Raw genomic sequence first — 18535 nt, 5'->3', positions numbered from 1 at the left:
CGGCGCAGGCGTCTTCCTCGGCTTGCGCCCGCCTCCACCGGCCCCAGCTCGGCGGTCGCGGGCGGCTACGAGATCCAGATCGACGACACCTTACTGTCTCTTTTCAGACGAGGGTGAGCTGAGCCTGCCGGGGCAGGGCCAGCGGCAGGGGCTGCTCGGGCCGTGTCGGGCCCATCCCGTAGCGGGCGGCCAGCCGCGCCACCTGGCCGGTCAGGCCGCGCACGTAGCCGGGTTCGGCGTCGGCGCCCCTGCCGTACAGCTCGGCGTAGCGAGGCGCCAGCGCCGGATGGTGCTCACCCAGCCAGGCGAGATACCACTCACGGGCACCGGGGGGCAGGCGCAGCACGTGCGGCACGAGACTGACGGCCCCGGCGTCGGCGACGCGGCGCACGGTGGCCGCGAGCTGGTCGGGGGAGTCGGTCAGCAGCGGCAGGATCGGCGCCATCGCCACCCCGCACGCCACCCCCCGCTCGTTCAGCTCGGCCACCAGCTCCAGGCGTTTTTGCGCGCTGGGGGCGCCGGGCTCCACGCTGCGGCGGATCCGGTCGTCGACGAAGGCGATCGAGACCACCACTCCGGCCCCCGGGGTGGCGGCCAGCAGATCGGCGTCACGCAGGATCAACCGGCTCTTGGTGAACACGGTGAACGGCGCTCCGGCCTCGCGCAACGCGGTGACCAGGCCGGGCATCAGCCGGTAGACCTCTTCGGCGCCCTGGTAGCAGTCGCCCCCCACGCCGACGGTGACGTGCTCGCCGTCCCAGCGCGAGCCCAGCTCCGCGCGAAGTCTCCGCACGATGTTGGTGCGCACCACGATCCGGGAGTCGAAGTCGCCTTCGGCGTTCAGCCCCAGGTAGCGGTGTCCCCGGCGCACCGAGCAGTAACGGCAGGCCTGGGCACACCCCCGGTAGGGGCTGACCGCCCAGCCCTCGGGGGTGCGGTCCAGCGCGGTGCGCGCCTGCACCTCGTAGCAGGTCAGGGCCCCGTGGACCCTGGTCAGCGCGGAGCGCTCGATGCGCGGCCTGACGTCGGGCGGCGCGGCGAGCAGGGCGGGCGCGTCCCATGGCATGCGGCCCAGTGGAACACGCTTTCGACACCGCTCGCAAGCCGGGCAGGTCGTGGCGCCGGACGGTCTCGTTCCCGGGACCCGGCCATCACCGATCAATGGAAATGGTATGTTTATGCCGATTTTTGGGGGAGTGGGGGAATTATGGCGTGGTTGATCCTTGCCGGGGCGATCATCGCCGAGATCGTGGCGACCACCGCCCTCAAGCTGAGCGACGGGTTCGCCCACAAGGGCTGGTCGGTCCTCGTCGTCGCCGGCTACGCCGCCGCGTTCGTCCTGCTGGCCCAGGCGCTCAAACTGCAGATGGAGGTCGGCACCGCCTACGCGGTCTGGGCCGGAGTGGGCACCGCCGCCATCGCCGCCATCGGCGTGCTCTTCCTCGGTGAGACGATCAGCCTCGCCAAGATCGCGGGCGTCGTCTTGATCATCAGCGGTGTCGTGGTGCTCAACCTGGCCGGGAGCGCCCACTGAACCCCGCCCGAGCCCGCCGATAATGCCTCGCCCGCCGCGCGGCGGGCGGCCTAATCTGGCCCGGTGCTGAAGCCTTCCTACCCCATCCGGACCGACCGCCTGACCCTGCGTCCCTACACCCCGGCCGACCTCGACGGCCTGTACGCCATCCACCGCCTGCCCCAGGTCGCCCGCTACCTGTACTGGGAGCCACGCGACCGCGAGCAGACCCGCGAGGCACTGGAAAGAAAGATCGGCGAGACGGCGCTGCTGGAGGAGGGACAGTCCCTCACCCTGGCGGTGGAACTGGCCGCCACCGGCGAGCTGCTCGGTGACGTCCTCCTCATCTGGCACAGCCGCTCACAGCGCGCCGGCGAGATCGGCTACGTCTTCCACCCCGGCCACCACGGCAGGGGATACGCCACCGAGGCCGGCCGGGTCATGCTGGAACTCGGCTTCGACGGCCTGAGCCTGCACCGCATCGTCGGCCGCCTGGACGCCCGCAACGAGGCCTCGGCCCGTGTGCTGGAGAAACTCGGCATGCGCCGCGAGGCCCACTTCGTCGACAACGAGATCGTCAAGGGCGGGTGGACCAGCGAGCTCGTCTACGCCATCCTGCGACGCGAGTGGCACGCCCGGCACCGAACCACCCCCGTACCGGCTGGATGAGAAGGACCTCGCCCCGCCGGCGAACACGGCCGGGACCGCGTGACCCGGCGTCGCCCCGATGCCGAAGTTCCTCGAGCCGGAGGCGCGCTTCCCGCCGCGCGAGGACGCGCCGCGGGCCGCGGTGCCCGGCCGGCGGTCAGGGGCGGGTGGGCGCGGCGTCGTTCGCCGGGGAGGCCTTCAGGTCAGCCCTTCAGGTCAGCAGAGTGTGGGCCAGGCCGACGGCGGCGCCGGCGGCGATGTACCAGGCGTTGTTGAGCCTGGTCCTCCACAACAGCGCCAAAGTGGCCAGGGCGATCACGGCGGTGAGGGGGTCGACGATCGCGGTTCGGCCGAGCTGGAAGGAGACGCCGGCCATGAGGGCCAGGGCGGCGACGTTGAGGCCGTCGAGCAGGGCGGAGGTCCAGGCGCTGGAGCGGAGCCTGTCGGTGAGCTTGGTGAGCAGGCCGACGAAGACGAAGGACGGCAGGAAGATGGCGACGGTGGCCAGGAACGCTCCGACGGGGCCGGCGATGAGATAGCCGATGAAGGTGGCGGTGGTGAACACCGGGCCCGGGGTGACCTGGCCGATGGAGACGGCGTCGATGAGCTGCGGGCCGGTGATCCAGCCGAGCCGCTCGACGAAGTCGCCGCGCAGGAAGGCCAGCAGTACGTAGCCGCTGCCGTACAGCACCGATCCGATCTTCAGCATGGTGAGGAACAGCTGCGCCAGCTGGCCCCCGGTGGGATCGGGGAAGAGCGGCGAGCCCAGGCCGAGCAACGGCAGCGCGAGCATCCCGTGCGCGGCCTCCCGACGGCGGCGGAACGCGTGCGCCGCCGCCGCGAGCATCGCGCCGACGGCCATCACGAGCAGCTCGTTGATCCCGAGCAGGTAGGCGGCCAGGGCGGCGACGGCCAGCAGCGCGAACCACACGTTCTTGATCACCGTGCGCAGCAGGCCGAACAGGGCGTGGGCGATGATCGCGATCACCGCCGGGACGATGCCGTACAGGATGCCCTCGACGGCGGGTGTCGTCCCGTAGGTGACATAGGCCCAGGCCAGAGCGGTGACGATCAGCGCGGCCGGGAGGATGAAGCAGAGGCCGGCGGCGATCAGGCCGCGCCAGCGGGCGCGGTCGAAGCCCAGATGGATGGCCAGCTCGGTGGAGTTGGGGCCGGGGATGAGGTTGGTGGCGCCCATCAGGTCGACGAACCGCTCGTCGCTGACCCAGCCGCGGCGGCGTACCAGCTCATCACGCATCATCGCGGTGTGCGCGGCCGGGCCGCCGAAGGCGATGGTGCCGAGCTTGAGAAACAGCAGCGCCACCTCCCGAACCGTACGCCAGGACACCTTGCCGTCTTCGGGGCCGTCTTCGGGGCCGTCTTCGGGGCCGTCTTCGGGGCCGTCTTCGGGGCCGTCTTCGGGGCCGTCGGTGACCTGTTCATCTGCCACTGTCGCTCTTTCCCTTGGTCGCGCGGGTCGCCCGGCGCGAGGACCCGCATCAGGGCTCAGGCCGGATATGCCCGCCGAGCCTGATGCATCAAATCTGTTTGATGTATTATCACGACGTGGTGACTTCCGCTCAACCCGCCCCGGCCTTCGTACGGCTGGCCGGCCATCCGCTGCGGTGGCGGCTGCTGACCGAGCTGGCCACGAGCGACTACCGGGTACGCGAACTGGTGGACCTGGTGGATCACCCGCAGAACCTGGTCTCCTACCATCTGCGGCTGCTGCGCGACGGCGGCCTGGTCACCACGCGGCGCAGCAGCGCCGACGCCCGCGACAGCTACTACCACCTGGACCTGGACCGCTGCGCCCACGCCCTGGCCGCCACCGGCCTCGCGCTGCACCCCGCGCTGCGCCTCACCCCGGCCCCATCCCCGCCACCCCTGGCACCCCTGGCGCCCGCGCGCCCGCCCGCCGTCCTGTTCGCCTGCACCGGCAACAGCGCCCGCTCACCGATCGCCGAAGCCCTGCTGCGTCACGGCGGCGGCGGCCACCTCGAGGTCGCCAGCGCGGGCAGCCACCCCCGGCCGCGCCTGCACCCCGACGCCGTCCGGGCCCTGCGCGAGGGCTACGGCATCGACCTCGGGGACCAGCGCCCCCGGCACCTGGACACCCTGACCGGGCGCCACTTCGACCACGTCGTCAGCCTGTGCGACAAGGTCCGCGAGGTCTGCCCCGACTTCGGCGACCACTCCCGGCGCGTCCACTGGAGCATCCCCGACCCCGTCGCCGAACAGGCCGGATATCCCGCCTTCGCCCGCACCGTGGCGGAGATCGACACCCGTGTCCGCCACCTGCTACCCGTCCTCACACCGCGAGAGGCCCAGCCATGACCGCACCCGACCAGTTCGCCACCGTCCGCTACCTCGTCGACGACGTGACCGCGGCCGTCGGCTACTACACCACCCACCTCGGCTTCACCCTGCGCATGGACGCCACGCCCGCCTTCGCCGACGTCGTACGCGGACCGCTGCGGCTCCTGCTGTCCGGGCCCGCCAGCTCCGGCGCCCGCGCCACACCCCCGGGCACCCCCGCCGGCCGCAACCGCATCCACCTCATCGTCGACGACCTCGACACCGAGACCGACCGGCTCCGCGACGCCGGCCTGTCCTTCCACGGCGACGTGGTCGCCGGCCCCGGCGGACGCCAGATCCTGCTCACCGACCCCGCTGGCAACCTCGTCGAACTCTTCGAACCCGCCCGCACTCCGGCTGCCACCACACCGGCCCGAGCCTGACCGGCGCCCGCCGCGACCGCGTCCTGGCCGGCCTTCGACAGGTCCTCAGGCCTTGCGACGGAACTCAAGGGGATATGTCTCTTTGACATGCCGACCTCTCTTGAAAGGGATAGAGGCATGTAAGTCGACCAGCGACTCCGCGAAAGCCGGGGCGTGTGTTTCGCCCTGCTATGCGCCGCCGCCCGCAGCTTCGCTCCAGTCCATGGCTCACCCTCGACGGGACCGTGCTCACCAACAGCGTGACCGGGACCGACACCGACGGCGTGCCCGATCCGACGCTCAGCGACAACACCGCCCAGGCCAGGACCACGGTACGGGCCCCGGTGCTGACCGTCGGCCAGTCGGCCACGGTCAACGCGGGTCGGGCCATCACCTACGCCAACACCGGCGGGGGCGCCGCCTCCGGGGTGGCCATCACCGCCACGCTGCTGTTGCCGGTCGACTCCAGCACCTCGGCGCGCTACAGCCAGATCATCGCAGTGCTGGACGACATCAACGCGAACAAGATCGAAGTGTACTGACCGGGTTGGGCGCGTCCCCGGGAATCCCGGGGACGCGCCCTTCAGCCCGCTGCCTCCGGGGTTGATGCCGGTGACCCGCCTGGAGCCTTTGACAGGGGCCACCGGCATACGGCAGCCGGTGGCACGCTCGTTGACGGCATTCCTGGATCATCCGCAGTAGGGGTCGCCGGCTGAGGCGGTTGTGAACCTGATGGGCACGGTGAACCCCAGTTCGGCCTTGACCACGAAGCAGCCGCCCTCGGCGTAGGCCTCGGTGAGGCGCTTCTTGGCCTTGTTGTAGGGGAAGAGCAGCGCCGCCGAGCACGCGAACCTGACCAGGCGGTTGGGAATGCGGAGGCAGATGATGTCGGCGGTCGGTCCGGCGAGCCAGCCGGCCCGGTCGGCGGCCTTCTTCATCGCGGCCGTCGTGGCGGGGGAGAAGGAGAACGAGCAACTCGTTCCCGAGCACCTGCCTCCTCCGGCTGAGGCGGACGCGGCTTGAGCGGACGCGGCTTGGGCGGGCGCGGCTTGGGCGGGCGCGGTGGAAAGGACGGCCGCCAGCAGCGCGGTGGAGAGGAGGGTGGCGGTGAGCGGGTAAGCGCGCATGGAAGGGCTCCAGGAAGCAGGAAGGTTTGGTCGAAGCCCACAGTGCGGACGCGACGGCCTGTCCGGCCAGCAGGCCGGACGCTTTCCCCGTGCGTGGTTTCTTCCGGCCTGGTCAGGCCCTGGCCTCCGCCGGTTCCCCGGTGTCCGGCGGCACCGGACAGCTCACGGACACGTCGCCGTGTACGGCTCGCCCGCGGGCAGGAATTCCCGCCACTCCTTCGGCGTCAGCGACCGGCCGGCCACCGCGCACACCTGCCGGTAGGGGTCGGAGGTCAGCCGCAGCGGCCACCGCTTGGCGGTGCCGTCGCGAGCCACGGCCAGCAGGGTGGTGCCCTCCGGGTCGAACGTCACGTTCACCGGCTCCTCGGTGGAGCCGACGGGCGGCGCAACCGCGATCTGGCGCCGCGACCGGACGTCCCACAGGCGCAGGGAGCCGTCGTCTTCACCGGTCGCCAGATAGGCGCCGTCCCGGCTGAGGGTCATGGCCGTGACGGAGGCGGGGCTGGGGAAGGGGTTGCCGATCTGCGCCCAGTCGCCGACGCGCAGTACACGGATGAGGCCTCCGGTGTCGGCGCCATTGGTCTCCGCCGTGATGATCGCCTTGCCGTCGGGGGTGAAGGCCATGGCATAGACGTCGAAGCCCAGGGCCGGCGAGGCCGCGATCTGCCGCAGGGTCGTCGTGCTGCGCAGCGTGAGATTGGCCCCTGCCGTTGCGATCACGCTGTCGTCGGGGCTGATCGCGATGGCGTTGATCGAGCCTGGGAGACGGTCGACCGTGCTCACCTGGCGGCGAGCCGCCAGGTCCATGACCCTGAGCCGGGTGCCGTCGGTGGTCATGCCACCGTCCTTGCCGGAGAGGAAGCGGCCGGCGCTGATCCCCAGGAGGCGGCCATCGCGGCCCATGACGATGCCGCTGGGGAAGGAATCGCTCGGCCCGAGGTCGAGCGGGTCGCCGGTTGGCCGCCCGGTGGCCGCGTCCAGGAGGCGGACGGAACTCCGCGAGGGACCACGCGGGCGTATTCCATCCGTCTGGATGGCCATGACGCGGCCGTCGCCGCTGATCGCGGCCGCGCTGACGAACCGGTCGGCCGCGGCCGCGGGCGCGGGCGCGGGTCCGGATACCTGGGCCCAGCTCGTGGTGTCCCAGATGCGGGCGTTGCGCTCGGTGGCGGTGGTCATCAGATGGGCGCCGTCGGCGGAGTAGGCCAGATCGGAGACGAAGGTGCTGTGCCCGCGCAGGACGGCCCCCGTCGGCCGGCGGGTGCGGGAGTCGAGGAAACGGACGACGCCGTCACCACCGCCGATCGCGACGGTCCGGCCGTCGGGGCTGTAGGTCATCGAATAGATCGACGTGCCGACGCGCACCGGGGTACCGATCTTGCGGTAGGTGGTGAGGTCCCACTGCTGGACCAGGCCGCCGTCCTCGCCGAAGTTGTCGTTGGAGGTGATGACCGTCCGGCCGTCCGGGCTGAACGCCAGTTCACCGGCCACGATGGGGGGCCCGTACGGCCGGCCGGTGGTCAGGTCCCAGACCTGCCAGTTCGAGGCGGTGCTGGAGCCGTCCCCCTGGACGGCCAGGGCCGAGCCGCCGGCACCGAGCCGGGTCCAGGTGCCCTCGCCCTCGCGCGGCGGCCCGAAGGCGGGTCCGAGGCGACGCCAGGTCTTGGTGTCCCAGTGCTGGACGATCTGGTTCTCATCGGCCGTGCTCAGCGTCGCGCCATCGTGGCTGAAGGCGATGGCGCTCAGAGCGCCTCGGTGGCCGGTCAGCGGTGAGGTGAGCAGCCGGCCGGTGGCGGCGTCCCTGATCAGGACGACACCGTCATGCTCCTCATCCCCGTCGCCCGAGGCGATGACGGCACCGTCCGGGCTGAACACGATGGGGTAGACACCGGACCTGTGTCCGGTCAGCGGCGCCCCCTTGGGCCGTCCGGTGATGTCCCACAGACGCACCGTCCCGCTCGTGTCTCCCGTCGCGACTGTCTCGCCGTCCGGGCCGACGGCGACCGCGCTGATGTCGGCGGACGGACTGTTCAGCACGGCCTCCAGCGGAGTGGCCAGCGCCGCCAGCATGCTGTACCTGGCCTCCTCGGTGGGCGTGTAGCGCCATGCCGCCACGGCGAGCAGGCCGGCCACGATCGGGTCGGCCGTGCGCATCGCGTCGCTGCGCGCCGTCAGCAGCCGTGACACGGCCTCGCGGCGCTGTGCCTCGGCCCGGTCGGCCGTGCGCATCGCCAGCACCCCGGTGGCCGAGGCTGCCAAAGCCAGGACGCTCACCAGGACCAGTGCGGCACGGGCCAGTCGCCGCCTGCGCACGGCCGCGCGCCTGGCGTGGGCGGCGGCCTCTTGCGAGGCGGCCAGAAAGGCGTGGGCCAAGGCGTCGTCGGCCGGACGCGCCCACGAGGCCGCACCGTAGGCGTCACGCGCCGTCTGCAGCCGGTTGCCGGTGTACAGGTAGGCCGCGTCGCGCCCGCCCTCCTGCCAGGCGGCCGCGTCGGCGTCCAGACGCTGCAGCACCACCAGGTCGGCGCGATCCTCCTCGATCCAGGTCCGCAGCCGCGGCCAGCCGCGGATCAGCGCCTCATGGGCGATCTGCACGCTCTGGGCGTCGACGCTCAGCAGCCGGGCCCGCGCCAGATGATCCAGTACCTGCCGCAGGCGCGGATCGGCGGGCAGGCCGGTGAGCGGCATCCGCCGCGCGGTGTCGGCGGCATCGACGCCCACGTGGACCAACCGCGTCAGCAGACGGCGAGCCGTCTGGCGAGCAACCGGGTCCAGGCTGTTGACGGTGGCGTCCGCGCTTTGGGCCAGCGACCGGATGATGCCCCCCGAGGCCCGGTACCCGGCCAACGTCAGATCCGTGCCTTCGCGGTGCGCCCACGTCTCACGCAGCGCGTGGGACAGCAGCGGCAGCACCCCCACGGCATCGGCGTGATTGCGATCACTGCGCAGGTCCTCCAGCAGCAGCTCGGCGAGGCCGTCCTGTAAAGTCAGGCCGGCCAGCCGCGCTGGGCCCGTGATGACCTCCAGCAGGTTCTCCCGCGTCATCGGCGTGACGACCACCGGGCGCTCGACCGCGGGGACGAGGGCCGAGTACTGGGCACAGTGGCCAAGAAAGTCGGCCCGCACCCCGAGAACGACCACCAGCGGGCCGCCCGCGCCGGCACCCAGTGCTGTGACGACCTCGACGAACGTGCTGCGGCGGCTTTCCTCTCCGGCGGTGAACACCTCTTCGAACTGGTCGATGATGACGGCCCTGTTCGACCATCGCGTCCTGAGAATCCCGGCCAGCCGGTCGGTGCCGACCTCGTCGCCGCTCTGGGCCAGGTCACACAGGGTTCGCAGCGGTTCGGCGCCCGGGGTGAAGACGACCGGGGCGGTGACGGCGTCACAGGCGAGCGCGGGTACCAGGCCGGCTCGCAGCAGGGAGGACTTGCCCGAACCTGACGGGCCCATGACGATCAGCAGGCCGCCGATGCCGGTGATCCGATCCAGCAGCGCGGCCGTCAGCGCGTCGCGGCCGAAGAAATAGTCGGCGTCGGCAGGGCCGAAGGCCTCCAACCCCCGGTAGGGCGACGACGGTTCCGCCGTGCGAGTGATACGGGGGACGGAGCGGACCGGCTCGCGCTCCTCGATCTGATCGTTCAGCGCCCGGTAGGCCTCGTCCCACGCCTCCCGGTCACCGAGCCCATCGGGCAGTACACGTCCGGTCTCGGCGGCCACCCGGATACAGGTGTCGACGAACACCTCGAAGTTGTGCCGCTCAGGCCGCACGGGCCTGCTCTGACTGATCATCCCGTCGACCGTGCTGTGCGGCAGCCGGATCGGATCCCGGCCCTCACGGCGGCGAGGCGTACGGGCGCTGGCGATCGTCAAAGCGCGCACCGAAAGCCCCGAGGCGTCCTTCAACGCCCGCAATCGCCGAGCGAACCGCGCTCTGGCGTCCTCCATGCCGCGATCGTAGAACAGGTGCCCTCGGCTGTCCGACGGCTCCGGACATTTGTCAGGAGGAGGACATCCCTCCCTCGCCAAGCGGTCGGCGACGACATCCGCGAGGTCACGCAGCGGGAACCGGGTGGGGGCCGCCCAGGACGCCCCCGGTTGAACGACGGGCGCGGGCAGGGCAGCATGTCATCCGATGACCATTCTGCATCTCGCCCTGGCCTCCGACTGGGACGCCGCCCGGCAGGCGGGGGAGTACCGCGTCTCCACGATCGGCCGCACCCTCGACGACGTCGGCTTCATCCACGCCTGCGCCGACCACGAGCAGCTGCGCGGCGTCGTGGAGCGCTTCTACCGCGACGTCACCGACCCCCTGGTGCTGCTGAGCGTCGACCCCGCCGGGCTCGACGTCCGCATGGAGGAGGTGCCCGGTGACTCACCCGAGGCGTTCCCGCACATCTACGGGCCGCTGCCGGTCACCGCGGTGACCGGCGTCCAGCCGTTCACCCCGCCCGGCCCCGGCCCGCTCAGTAGGCTCCGCGCATGACCGACGTATCCGGACCGACGATCCGCACCCTCGACTCCATGGTCGTCTACACCAACCCGTGGATCAGCGTGCGTGAGGACCGCATCGAGCGCCCCGACGGCTCCCACGGCATCTACGGTGTCGTGGACGCGCCGGACTTCGCCATCGTCATGCCCATGGAGAACGACGGGTTCCACCTGGTGGAGGAGTATCGCTACCCGGTGGGGCGCCGCACCTGGAACTTCCCCCAGGGCGGGGTGAAGGACAGCCCCTCACCCCTGGTCACCGCCCATACCGAACTGACCCAGGAGACCGGCCTGCGAGCCACCTCGATGACCCACCTGGGGCGCCTGGACAACGCGCACGGCACGATGGGCCAGAACTACGACATCTTCCTCGCCACCGGTCTGACCGCCGGCGCCCACGAGCGCGAGCACACCGAACAGGACATGCGCCAGGACTGGGTGTCGCGCGCCGAGTTCGAACAGATGATCCGCAACGGCGCCATCACCGACAGTAACTCGATCGCCGCCTACGCCATGCTCCTGCTGCGCGGGGCGGCCTGAGAGACCTGCCCGGCCTGAGAGAACCTGACCGGCCGCCTCGGATCCGGAAAACCCGATCGAGCATGGCCTGCAGCAGATCGCCGCATCTGTCCCGAATGTAGTGATCACATCCGCCATTTGGCGGCTTCGCGGCGGTACGCTCAGCCCATGTCGAACCCGATCGTCATCCTCCTCCTGACGGCGGTCGTCGTGGCGGCGGTCATCGCCCTGATCGTCTTCGCGGTACGAGCGGCACAACGCCCCAGGAACGCCCTGGTCGGCGGGGGAATCGGCCCCGAACTCGTCGAACGGCTCCTGGAACTCAAGGCCTCCGGCCAGTTCGACCAGGCCGTCTTCCTGGTCCGTGGCGAGACCGGCATGAGCCACCGCGCCGCCGCCCGCTTCGTCAGGAAACTCAGGTCATCACCCCCGCCCTGACCTCCCGCCCCCACCCCCGCCCCCGTCCGGGGCGGGCGCCGGCCGAGGTGGCCACCGCCCCCGCCCCGCTCGACCCTCCTCCCGCCCCGGCTCGGCCCGCCCCGGCGAGAGCCGCCGGGGCGGACCCTTGGGTACCCTGGGGGCGACTTCGGCGGCGACGCCGGCGACACACGAGAACGCGCCGGCGCGAGAAGCACCACCCCCCGCCCACAGGCCACGGACGGCACCGACCGGCCGGCGACACGTGATCCACCGGTCCGCGCTCCGCGCGACGCGAGACCGCCAGGCACGGGGGAGACCACAATGCGCCCGACGAGGATCCGACGATGACGGCCCCCGGCCAGGAGGGCGCCCCACCGCCCGCGCGGACCGTGTGGGCACAGACCTCCACCACCCCGCTGCGCGACTTCCTGCGCACGGAAACCGGCAGTGCCGTCATCCTGCTCGCCGCGACGCTGGCCGCCCTGGCCTGGGCCAACGTCGCCCCCTTCGCCTACGAGCGGTTCTGGCGCGTCCCGCTGTCCGTCACCTTCGGGGACTCGGGCGTCTCCCAGGACCTGCGCCAGTGGGTCAACACCGGCCTGATGACGTTCTTCTTCTTCGTCGTGGGGCTCGAAGCGCGCCGGGAGTTCGACATGGGGGAGTTGCGCGACCGCAGACGGCTCGTCCTGCCCCTGGCCGCCGGCGCCGGCGGCATGATCGTCCCCGTCGCGATCTACCTCGGCCTCAACGCGGGCACCCCGGCCGTCCACGGCTGGGGCGCCGCCATGTCCACCGACACCGCGTTCGCCCTCGGCATGCTCGCCCTGTTCGGATCCCGCCTGCCCGCCCGGCTGCGCACCTACCTGCTCACCGTCACCGTCGTCGACGACCTGATCGCCCTCGCGGTCATCGCGATCTTCTACAGCGAGCACGTCACGCCGGTACCGCTGCTGGCCGCGGTGGCCGTCTTCGCGGTGATCCTGGCGGTGCGCGCCACCGGCGTACGCCACGGGTTCGTCTACGCCCTGCTGGGCGCCGCGGCATGGGTCGCGTTGCTGCGCTCCGGCGTCGAACCGGTCATCATCGGCCTGGCGATGGGACTGCTGACCTACGCCTCCCCGGCCTCCCGCGGCGACCTGGAACGCGCCACCGACCTGTTCCGCCTCTTTCGCGAGCAGCCGACCCCCGAGCTGGCCCGCTCGGCCCGGGGAGGCCTCACCTCGGCGATCTCGCCCAACGAGCGGCTGCAACAGCTCTACCATCCCTGGACGAGCTACGTCGTCGTCCCCCTGTTCGCCCTGGCGAACGCCGGGATAACCCTCAGCGGCGACTTCCTGGCGCGAGCCCTCGTCTCCCCGATCACCCTGGGCATCCTGCTGGCCTACACGGTCGGCAAGCCCGTCGGGATCATCATCTCCTCCTGGCTGGTCACCCTGCTCGGCCGCGGCCGCGTCCGCCCGCCGGTCGGCTGGGCCGCCGTGACGGCCGGCGGCGCGATCGCCGGTATCGGCTTCACCGTCTCCCTGCTGATCGCCACCCTCGCCTTCGACGGCCCTCAGCTCCAGGAGGCCAAGTTCGGCATCCTCGCCGCGGCGGTGTGCGCGCCCGTCGTCACCTGGGCCGTCTCCCGCGCGACCGCGATGCTCCCGGCACGGCTGCGCATCCGCGCCCTGCTGGGCACCGCCGAGACCATCGTCGACCTGGCCGCTCCCGTCGACCCCGCCCGCGACCACCTTCGCGGCCCCGCCGACGCGCCGGTGACCGTCGTGGAGTACGGCGACTTCGAGTGCCCCTACTGCGGCCAGGCCGAACCGGTCGTGCGCCGCATCCTGGCCGACCTCGGCGACGTCCGTTACGTCTGGAGGCACCTGCCGCTCACCGACGTCCACCCCTTCGCCCAGCTCGCCGCCCAGGCCGGCGAGGCCGCCGCCGCGCAGGGAGCGTTCTGGCAGATGCACGACCGCCTGCTCGCCCACCAGGACCGCCTGCGTCCCTCCGACCTCATCGGCCACGCCCGCGACCTCGGCCTCGACGTCGAGCGCTTCCGCGCCGACCTCCACGACCACGCGGTCGTCGCCCGGATCGCCGCCGACGTCGACTCCGCCGACGTCAGCGACGTGTCCGGTACGCCGACGTTCTTCATCAACGGGCGGCGCCACCACGGCGCCTTCGACCTCGACGGCCTCTCCTCGGCCATCCGGTCGGCGCGAGCCCGGGCCGGCCTGGACTCGTCGCGGCGATAGGAACGAGCCCCTGACCGGGCGCTCGAGCCCGTGCGCGGTGAAGATTCGGGCTACCGCGTCCGGGCCGGTCGCGAAGGGCCGGCGAATCAGGTGAGTGACTCCAAGATGGCGATCGCGGCTTTCGTGCCGTCTTCGTCGCGGACGGCCTCGGCGAGCCGGTCGGCTTGTCGGGCCATGGCCTCCTCGCCGATGGCCCGGCGGATCGCGGCGGCGAGTCCTTCGGCGGTGAGGTGGCGTTGCGGCAAGGGCGCGGGGGCGACGCCCGCGGCGTGCGCGCGGGCGGCCCAGAACGGCTGGTCGGCGACGAAGGGGCAGATGACCTGCGGTCGTCCTGAGGCCAGCGCCGCGCCGGTGGTGCCGCTGCCGCCGTGGTGGACGATCGCGGCCATGCGCGGAAACAGCCAGTCGTGCGGGGCCTCGTCCAGCACGAACACCTCCTCGGGCAGGGCGGGCGGGTCGTCGACGGCGATGCCGCCCCAGCCCGACACCAGCACCGCGCGCGTGCCGGTCAAGCGAATCGCCTCGATGGCGATACGGCCGATGCGGCGGGGGTCGGTGCCGGCCATGCTGCCGAAGCCGATGTAGACCGGTGGCGCTCCGGCGGCCAGGAACGCGGCCAGATCCGGTGGCGGGGTCCAGGTGGAGGCGGCGGGCAGGAACCAGAACCCGGTGGTGTGGACCTGAGGAGGGTATTCGGCGCCGGAGGGCAGCAGGTGGCGGCTGAAGCCGTGCAGCACGGTGGCCGGGCCGCCGTCGGGGCGGCGCAGGAAGTCGTGGCGGCCGCGCCGGCGGGGCAGGTCGAGCGTCGTGTCGGCCACCGCGCCGAAGGAGCGCAGCATCAGCCGGAACGGCAGGTAGGAGGCGCGGTTCAGCGCCCGTGGCAGCGGCAGGGGGATCATTGGGTTGGCGAAGGAGGCGGTGGGCACCCACACCGGCTGCAGCAGGGCCGCCACGGCGGGCACCCCCAGAGCCTCGGCGATGCGATGGCCCGGGATGCTCGGGCCGTGCACGACGAGGTCGGCGCCGTCGCCGTCGCCGTCGCCGACGCCGCCGCCGGCGACGGTGACCATGTCGGTGAACACCCGCGCCATCAGCGGCTTGCTGGCCCGCATGACCTGCAGGGCGATCTTCTTGCCGGCCATGCCGCGGTAGTTGCTCTCGATCGCCCGGCGGATCTGGGGGTCGTCGATGAGGGTGTTGGGACCGTCGTGCACCGGAGCGAAGGGCAGGCCGTGCGGTTCGGCGAGGGCGGCCGAGGCGGCCGGGGCGGCCAGCACCGCGTGGTGACCGGCCTGCCGCAGGGCCAGGGCCAGGGCGGCGTACGGCTGGACGTCGCCGCGGGTGCCGTGGGTGAGGATGAGGACCTTCATCGGGTTCTCCGCTTCGCGGCGAGGGCGTCCCAGGCGTCGAGCAGGCGCTCGTCGGTGAACACGCCGTGGGTGAGCATGTCCACGGAGGTCCGCGAGTAGCGCAGGGTGGCGTCGGTGCCGTGCAGGTCGGCCACGCCCAGCACCCGTGACAGGTGCTCGCCGAAGGCCAGCGGCGCCAGCAGCCAGGTCACATACAGGGCGGCGCGGGCCCGGGCGTCGCCGGTGGGGCGGATCCACCCTTCGGCGCTGCCCTGCTCCAGCCACGCGCCGGTGGTCTCGACGATCTCGTCGAACAGCGCGGCCGCCTCGGGGGTGCCGTCCAGGAAGGCGCGGGCGAGGTAGCGCCGTACCGGTTCGGCCTCCTCCAGCATGGCGGCCAGGCCGGAGGCGTCTTTCAGGTCGACCGGGTCGTCGGGATCACCGCGCACCAGCGAGATCACGTACTGGTCGCACGCCGCGCGCAGGCCCTCCTTGGAGCCGAAGTGGTGCACCACCAGGGCGGGCGAGACGCCGGCTTTGGCGGCGATGGCGCGGATGCTCACCCGGGTGACGCCTTCGGAGCCGAACAGCTCCAGGGCCGCGTTCCCGATCCGGGCCCGCGCGGTGAGATCACTGTCTGAACGCATGTTCAGCATACTAAACAAACGTTCAACTCAAATGGAAGGGGTGAGGTGCCGGGAAGGTGGCAACGAACCGGTTATGCAGCCGTTGCCGGGCATGCGAGCATTGCGGTCCATGACGGCCTTGGAGCGAGAGACGATCACCGCCCGCCTGGCGACGGGTGCGGTGGAGTACCGGCTGGAGGGCGAGGGGCCCGAGACGGTCGTGATCTTCCACGGTGGTCACATGCGGGCCACGCTGGCCCTGGGCGAGGAGGCCTTCACCACTTCCGGCCACCGGGTGCTCGTCCCTTCTCGCCCCGGGTACGGGCGAACCCCTCTGGCCACCGCCACCACGCCCGCCGCCTTCGCCGACGTCGTCGCGCAGCTGTGCCACACCCTGGGCATCGAGCGGGTCGCCGCCGTGGTGGGCATCTCGGCGGGCGGGCGCACCGCAGCGACCATGGCCGCCCGCCACCCGCACCTGGTGCGCCGGGTGATCCTGCAAAGCGCGGTCGGCTTCCTGCCCTGGCCCGGCGACCGGCGCACCCGCCTGGCCGGCCGCCTGGTGTTCAACGCCCGCGTCGAGGCGGCGTCCTGGGCGGCGGTGCGGCTGCTGATGCGCGCGGCGCCGCGGGCCGGATTGCGGTTGTTGCTGCGCGACCTGTCCACCCGGCCCGCCGGCCAGGTCATGGCCGGCCTGAGCGAGCACGACCAGGCCGAACTGGCCGCGCTGTTCACGCTCATGCGCTCAGGTGCGGGTTTCGTCAACGACATGCTGCCGGTGCCCGACTGCGCCGGGCAGGTCACCCAGCCGACCCTGGTCATCGCCAGCCGCACCGACCGCTCGGTCCCCTTCGCCCACGCCGAATCCCTCACCGCGGCCATCCCGGGGGCCGAACTGCTGGAAAGCCGGGCCGACGGCCACATGATCTGGTTCGCCCCCGACTACCCCGCGATCGCCACGAGGATCAGGGCCTTCCTCGCCGCGGGGTGAGGCGTTCACCCGGCCCTTCCCGCCCGCGGCCGTACCTCGCCGCCCGACAGGCGGGGCATGGGTTCACATCAGGTAGCGCAGCCACAGGTAGGGCGTCACCAGCGCCACGGTGACGAAGGCGACGATGAGACCGTACCGGGTGAACTCCCAGAAACTGATCGGGGTGCGGTTGCGGGCGGCGATGCCGATGATGACGACGTTGGCGGCGGCGCCGACGGCGGTGGCGTTGCCGCCCAGGTCGGCGCCGAAGGCCAGCGCCCACCACAGCACCTGGGCGTGGTCGTGGCCGCCGTTCGCCTGCACCAGGTCGGCGACGATCGGGCTCATGGTCGCCACGTAGGGGATGTTGTCCACGATCGCCGAGAGGCCGGCCGAGGCCCACAGCAGGCCGATCGCGGTCAGCCCCAACCGGCCTTCGGTGGCGCCGACGGCGGCCTGGGAGATCTGGCCGATGACGCCGGTCTCGACCAGGGCGCCGACCATGACGAACAGCCCCATGAAGAACACCAGGGTGGGCCATTCGACCTCGGCGATGGCCTGCCCGGTGGTGACCTTGGTGGCCGCCACCAGGATCCCGGCGCCGAGGATCGCCACCACCGAGGGCTCGTAGTGCAGCACCGGGTGCAGCACGAAGGCGGCCATCACCAGGGCGAGCACGACCAGGCTCTGCCACAGCAGGGTGCGGTCGGCGATGGCCTCGCGCTCGTTCAGCTGCATGATGTCGGCGGCGCGTTCGGGGTCGTAGACGAACGCCTTGCGGAACATGACCCGGCACAGGCCGACGAACACCACCATCAGGATGACGATCATCGGCGCCATGTGCACGAGGAAGTCGTTGAAGGTGAGCCCGCCCCGGCTGGCGATGATGATGTTGGGCGGGTCGCCGACCAGGGTGGCGGCCCCGCCGATGTTGGAGGCCAGCGCCTCGGCGATGAGGAACGGCACCACCGGCAGCGCCAGGCGCTCGCACACCAGGAACGTCACCGGCGCGATCAGCAGCACCGTGGTGACGTTGTCCAGCAGCGCCGAGGCCAGCGCGGTGATGACCACCAGCAGCACCATCAGCCGGAACGGGCGTCCCCTGGCCCGTTTGGCGGCCCAGATCGCCAGGTACTCGAACACGCCTGTCTGCTTGAGCACCCCGACGATGACCATCATGCCCAGCAGCAGGAAGATGACGTTCCAGTCGACACCGGTCTCCGAGGAGAAGAACGCCGCCTCGGCGTCGCTGGCGTGGATGACCAGCATGATTCCGGCTCCGCCGAGGGCGGAGGCGACCCGGTGGATCCGCTCGGTCGCGATCAGCGCGTAGGCGCCGAGGAAGACCGCCACCGACAGCCAGGCCAGAGCCGTCATGAGGCGAGCATCCGCTCCATGAGCGCCTGCAGCGTCACCGCGCCGTGCAGGCGGCCCTCGCCCACCACGGCGACCAGCGGGCTGTGGGTGCGGGCCATCAGCGCGGCGATCTCCAGCACGGTGGCGTCCGGGTCGGTGACCGGTAGCTCGCGCGGTGTGGGTGGTAGTGCCTGGCGTACGGTCTGGCCGGCGACGTTGCGCAGGAAGGCGTCGGCGTGGGCCTCGTCGACCACCCGGGCCAGCGCCGGATCGTCCTGGCAGTAGCCGGGCACCGCCAGGGCCAGCACCTGGGTGCCGGCCAGGATGCTCAGCGGCAGCCCGCCGGAGTCCATCACGATCAGGCCCGGCAGATCGTGGTCGGCCAGCAGCCGGGCCGCGTCCAGCACGGAGGTGTCGAGGGTGACGGTGGGAAAATCGACGAGCAGGTCACGAGCGCGCATGAGGGCACTTTCAGGGGTAGGCGACAGAACTACCGACCAGACTTCCCGGCGCACCTTCGACGGACCCTATCAATGATCGCCGATCCGGGAGA

At 71.8% G+C, this 18535-nt stretch carries 18 protein-coding genes; 10 read left to right on the top strand and 8 right to left on the bottom strand.

Annotation, left to right across the window (positions count from 1 at the left end):
• Positions 1-103: 103 nt before the first annotated feature.
• Entirely contained in the window at positions 104-1066 is a 963-nt protein-coding gene (locus ACTOQ2_RS25015; RefSeq protein WP_440102648.1) for a radical SAM protein, read from the bottom strand.
• 141 nt (positions 1067-1207) lie between these two features.
• Between ACTOQ2_RS25015 and ACTOQ2_RS25010 the strand changes: the two genes are divergently transcribed.
• Both ACTOQ2_RS25010 and ACTOQ2_RS25005 read left to right on the top strand, forming a co-directional pair.
• Positions 1208-1534: a DMT family transporter gene (locus tag ACTOQ2_RS25010; RefSeq protein ID WP_440102646.1), complete on the top strand. Its 327-nt coding sequence runs from the start codon at positions 1208-1210 to the stop codon at positions 1532-1534.
• A gap of 63 nt (positions 1535-1597) precedes the next feature.
• A complete protein-coding gene (locus ACTOQ2_RS25005) occupies positions 1598-2182 on the top strand; it encodes a GNAT family N-acetyltransferase (RefSeq protein ID WP_440102644.1) in 585 nt (194 codons plus the stop codon).
• A gap of 190 nt (positions 2183-2372) precedes the next feature.
• Here ACTOQ2_RS25005 and chrA read toward each other — a convergent pair whose 3' ends face one another.
• Positions 2373-3611 (bottom strand): chromate efflux transporter, encoded by a 1239-nt coding sequence (chrA, locus tag ACTOQ2_RS25000; RefSeq protein ID WP_440102642.1) that lies wholly within the window; start codon positions 3609-3611, stop codon positions 2373-2375.
• Positions 3612-3727: 116 nt separating this feature from the next.
• Here chrA and ACTOQ2_RS24995 point away from each other — a divergent pair, with 116 nt between their 5' ends.
• From ACTOQ2_RS24995 to ACTOQ2_RS24985, 3 genes are all read left to right on the top strand, one after another.
• Positions 3728-4498, top strand: a complete 771-nt coding sequence (locus ACTOQ2_RS24995; protein ID WP_440102640.1) for an arsenate reductase/protein-tyrosine-phosphatase family protein — start codon at positions 3728-3730, stop codon at positions 4496-4498.
• On the top strand, positions 4495-4902 hold the full coding sequence (locus ACTOQ2_RS24990; protein WP_440102638.1) for a VOC family protein: 408 nt from the start codon (positions 4495-4497) through the stop codon (positions 4900-4902). The genes ACTOQ2_RS24995 and ACTOQ2_RS24990 overlap by 4 nt, the downstream gene beginning before the upstream one ends.
• Positions 4903-5072: 170 nt before the next feature.
• A complete protein-coding gene (locus tag ACTOQ2_RS24985; RefSeq protein ID WP_440102636.1) occupies positions 5073-5423 on the top strand; it encodes a hypothetical protein in 351 nt (116 codons plus the stop codon).
• 147 nt (positions 5424-5570) lie between these two features.
• On the opposite strand, the gene ACTOQ2_RS24980 is transcribed toward ACTOQ2_RS24985, so the two are convergent.
• Positions 5571-6008 carry a hypothetical protein gene (locus ACTOQ2_RS24980; protein ID WP_440102634.1) on the bottom strand — a complete coding sequence of 146 codons (438 nt, stop codon included), beginning with the start codon at positions 6006-6008 and terminating at the stop codon, positions 5571-5573.
• A 162-nt stretch (positions 6009-6170) separates the two neighbouring features.
• Complete coding sequence (locus tag ACTOQ2_RS24975) at positions 6171-9956, bottom strand: nSTAND1 domain-containing NTPase (protein ID WP_440102632.1); 3786 nt, start codon at positions 9954-9956, stop codon at positions 6171-6173.
• Positions 9957-10143: 187 nt separating this feature from the next.
• On the opposite strand from ACTOQ2_RS24975, the gene ACTOQ2_RS24970 reads away from it, so the two are divergent.
• The 4 genes from ACTOQ2_RS24970 (at position 10144) to nhaA (ending at position 13681) form a co-directional block, all read left to right on the top strand.
• The gene (locus tag ACTOQ2_RS24970; protein ID WP_440089548.1) at positions 10144-10494 is read left to right on the top strand and encodes a DUF952 domain-containing protein; all 351 of its coding nucleotides are present in this window, start codon (positions 10144-10146) and stop codon (positions 10492-10494) included.
• Entirely contained in the window at positions 10491-11039 is a 549-nt protein-coding gene (locus ACTOQ2_RS24965) for an NUDIX domain-containing protein (protein WP_440066744.1), read from the top strand. The genes ACTOQ2_RS24970 and ACTOQ2_RS24965 overlap by 4 nt, the downstream gene beginning before the upstream one ends.
• Before the next feature lie 147 nt (positions 11040-11186).
• Entirely contained in the window at positions 11187-11456 is a 270-nt protein-coding gene (locus tag ACTOQ2_RS24960) for a hypothetical protein (protein WP_440066742.1), read from the top strand.
• Positions 11457-11782: 326 nt separating this feature from the next.
• Positions 11783-13681: a Na+/H+ antiporter NhaA gene (nhaA, locus tag ACTOQ2_RS24955; RefSeq protein ID WP_440102630.1), complete on the top strand. Its 1899-nt coding sequence runs from the start codon at positions 11783-11785 to the stop codon at positions 13679-13681.
• An 86-nt stretch (positions 13682-13767) separates the two neighbouring features.
• Here the strand turns inward: nhaA and ACTOQ2_RS24950 are convergent, their stop codons facing one another.
• Together ACTOQ2_RS24950 and ACTOQ2_RS24945 are read right to left on the bottom strand one after the other, a co-directional pair.
• Complete coding sequence (locus ACTOQ2_RS24950) at positions 13768-15051, bottom strand: glycosyltransferase (RefSeq protein ID WP_440102628.1); 1284 nt, start codon at positions 15049-15051, stop codon at positions 13768-13770.
• Entirely contained in the window at positions 15048-15677 is a 630-nt protein-coding gene (locus ACTOQ2_RS24945; protein WP_440102626.1) for a TetR/AcrR family transcriptional regulator, read from the bottom strand. Before ACTOQ2_RS24945 ends, ACTOQ2_RS24950 begins: the two co-directional genes overlap by 4 nt.
• Before the next feature lie 109 nt (positions 15678-15786).
• Between ACTOQ2_RS24945 and ACTOQ2_RS24940 the strand changes: the two genes are divergently transcribed.
• A complete protein-coding gene (locus ACTOQ2_RS24940) occupies positions 15787-16647 on the top strand; it encodes an alpha/beta fold hydrolase (RefSeq protein ID WP_440102625.1) in 861 nt (286 codons plus the stop codon).
• Positions 16648-16710: 63 nt separating this feature from the next.
• Here ACTOQ2_RS24940 and ACTOQ2_RS24935 read toward each other — a convergent pair whose 3' ends face one another.
• Together ACTOQ2_RS24935 and ACTOQ2_RS24930 are read right to left on the bottom strand one after the other, a co-directional pair.
• Positions 16711-18003, bottom strand: a complete 1293-nt coding sequence (locus ACTOQ2_RS24935; RefSeq protein ID WP_440102624.1) for an ArsB/NhaD family transporter — start codon at positions 18001-18003, stop codon at positions 16711-16713.
• A complete protein-coding gene (locus ACTOQ2_RS24930; protein ID WP_440102623.1) occupies positions 18000-18443 on the bottom strand; it encodes a CBS domain-containing protein in 444 nt (147 codons plus the stop codon). Before ACTOQ2_RS24930 ends, ACTOQ2_RS24935 begins: the two co-directional genes overlap by 4 nt.
• Positions 18444-18535: the final 92 nt, after the last annotated feature.

It is taken from the genome of Streptosporangium sp. H16 (assembly GCF_051918855.1).
In the GTDB taxonomy this organism is placed as follows: domain Bacteria; phylum Actinomycetota; class Actinomycetes; order Streptosporangiales; family Streptosporangiaceae; genus Streptosporangium.
Note: the sequence above shows the minus strand (reverse complement) of the source record. Positions and strands in the feature narration are given on the sequence as shown.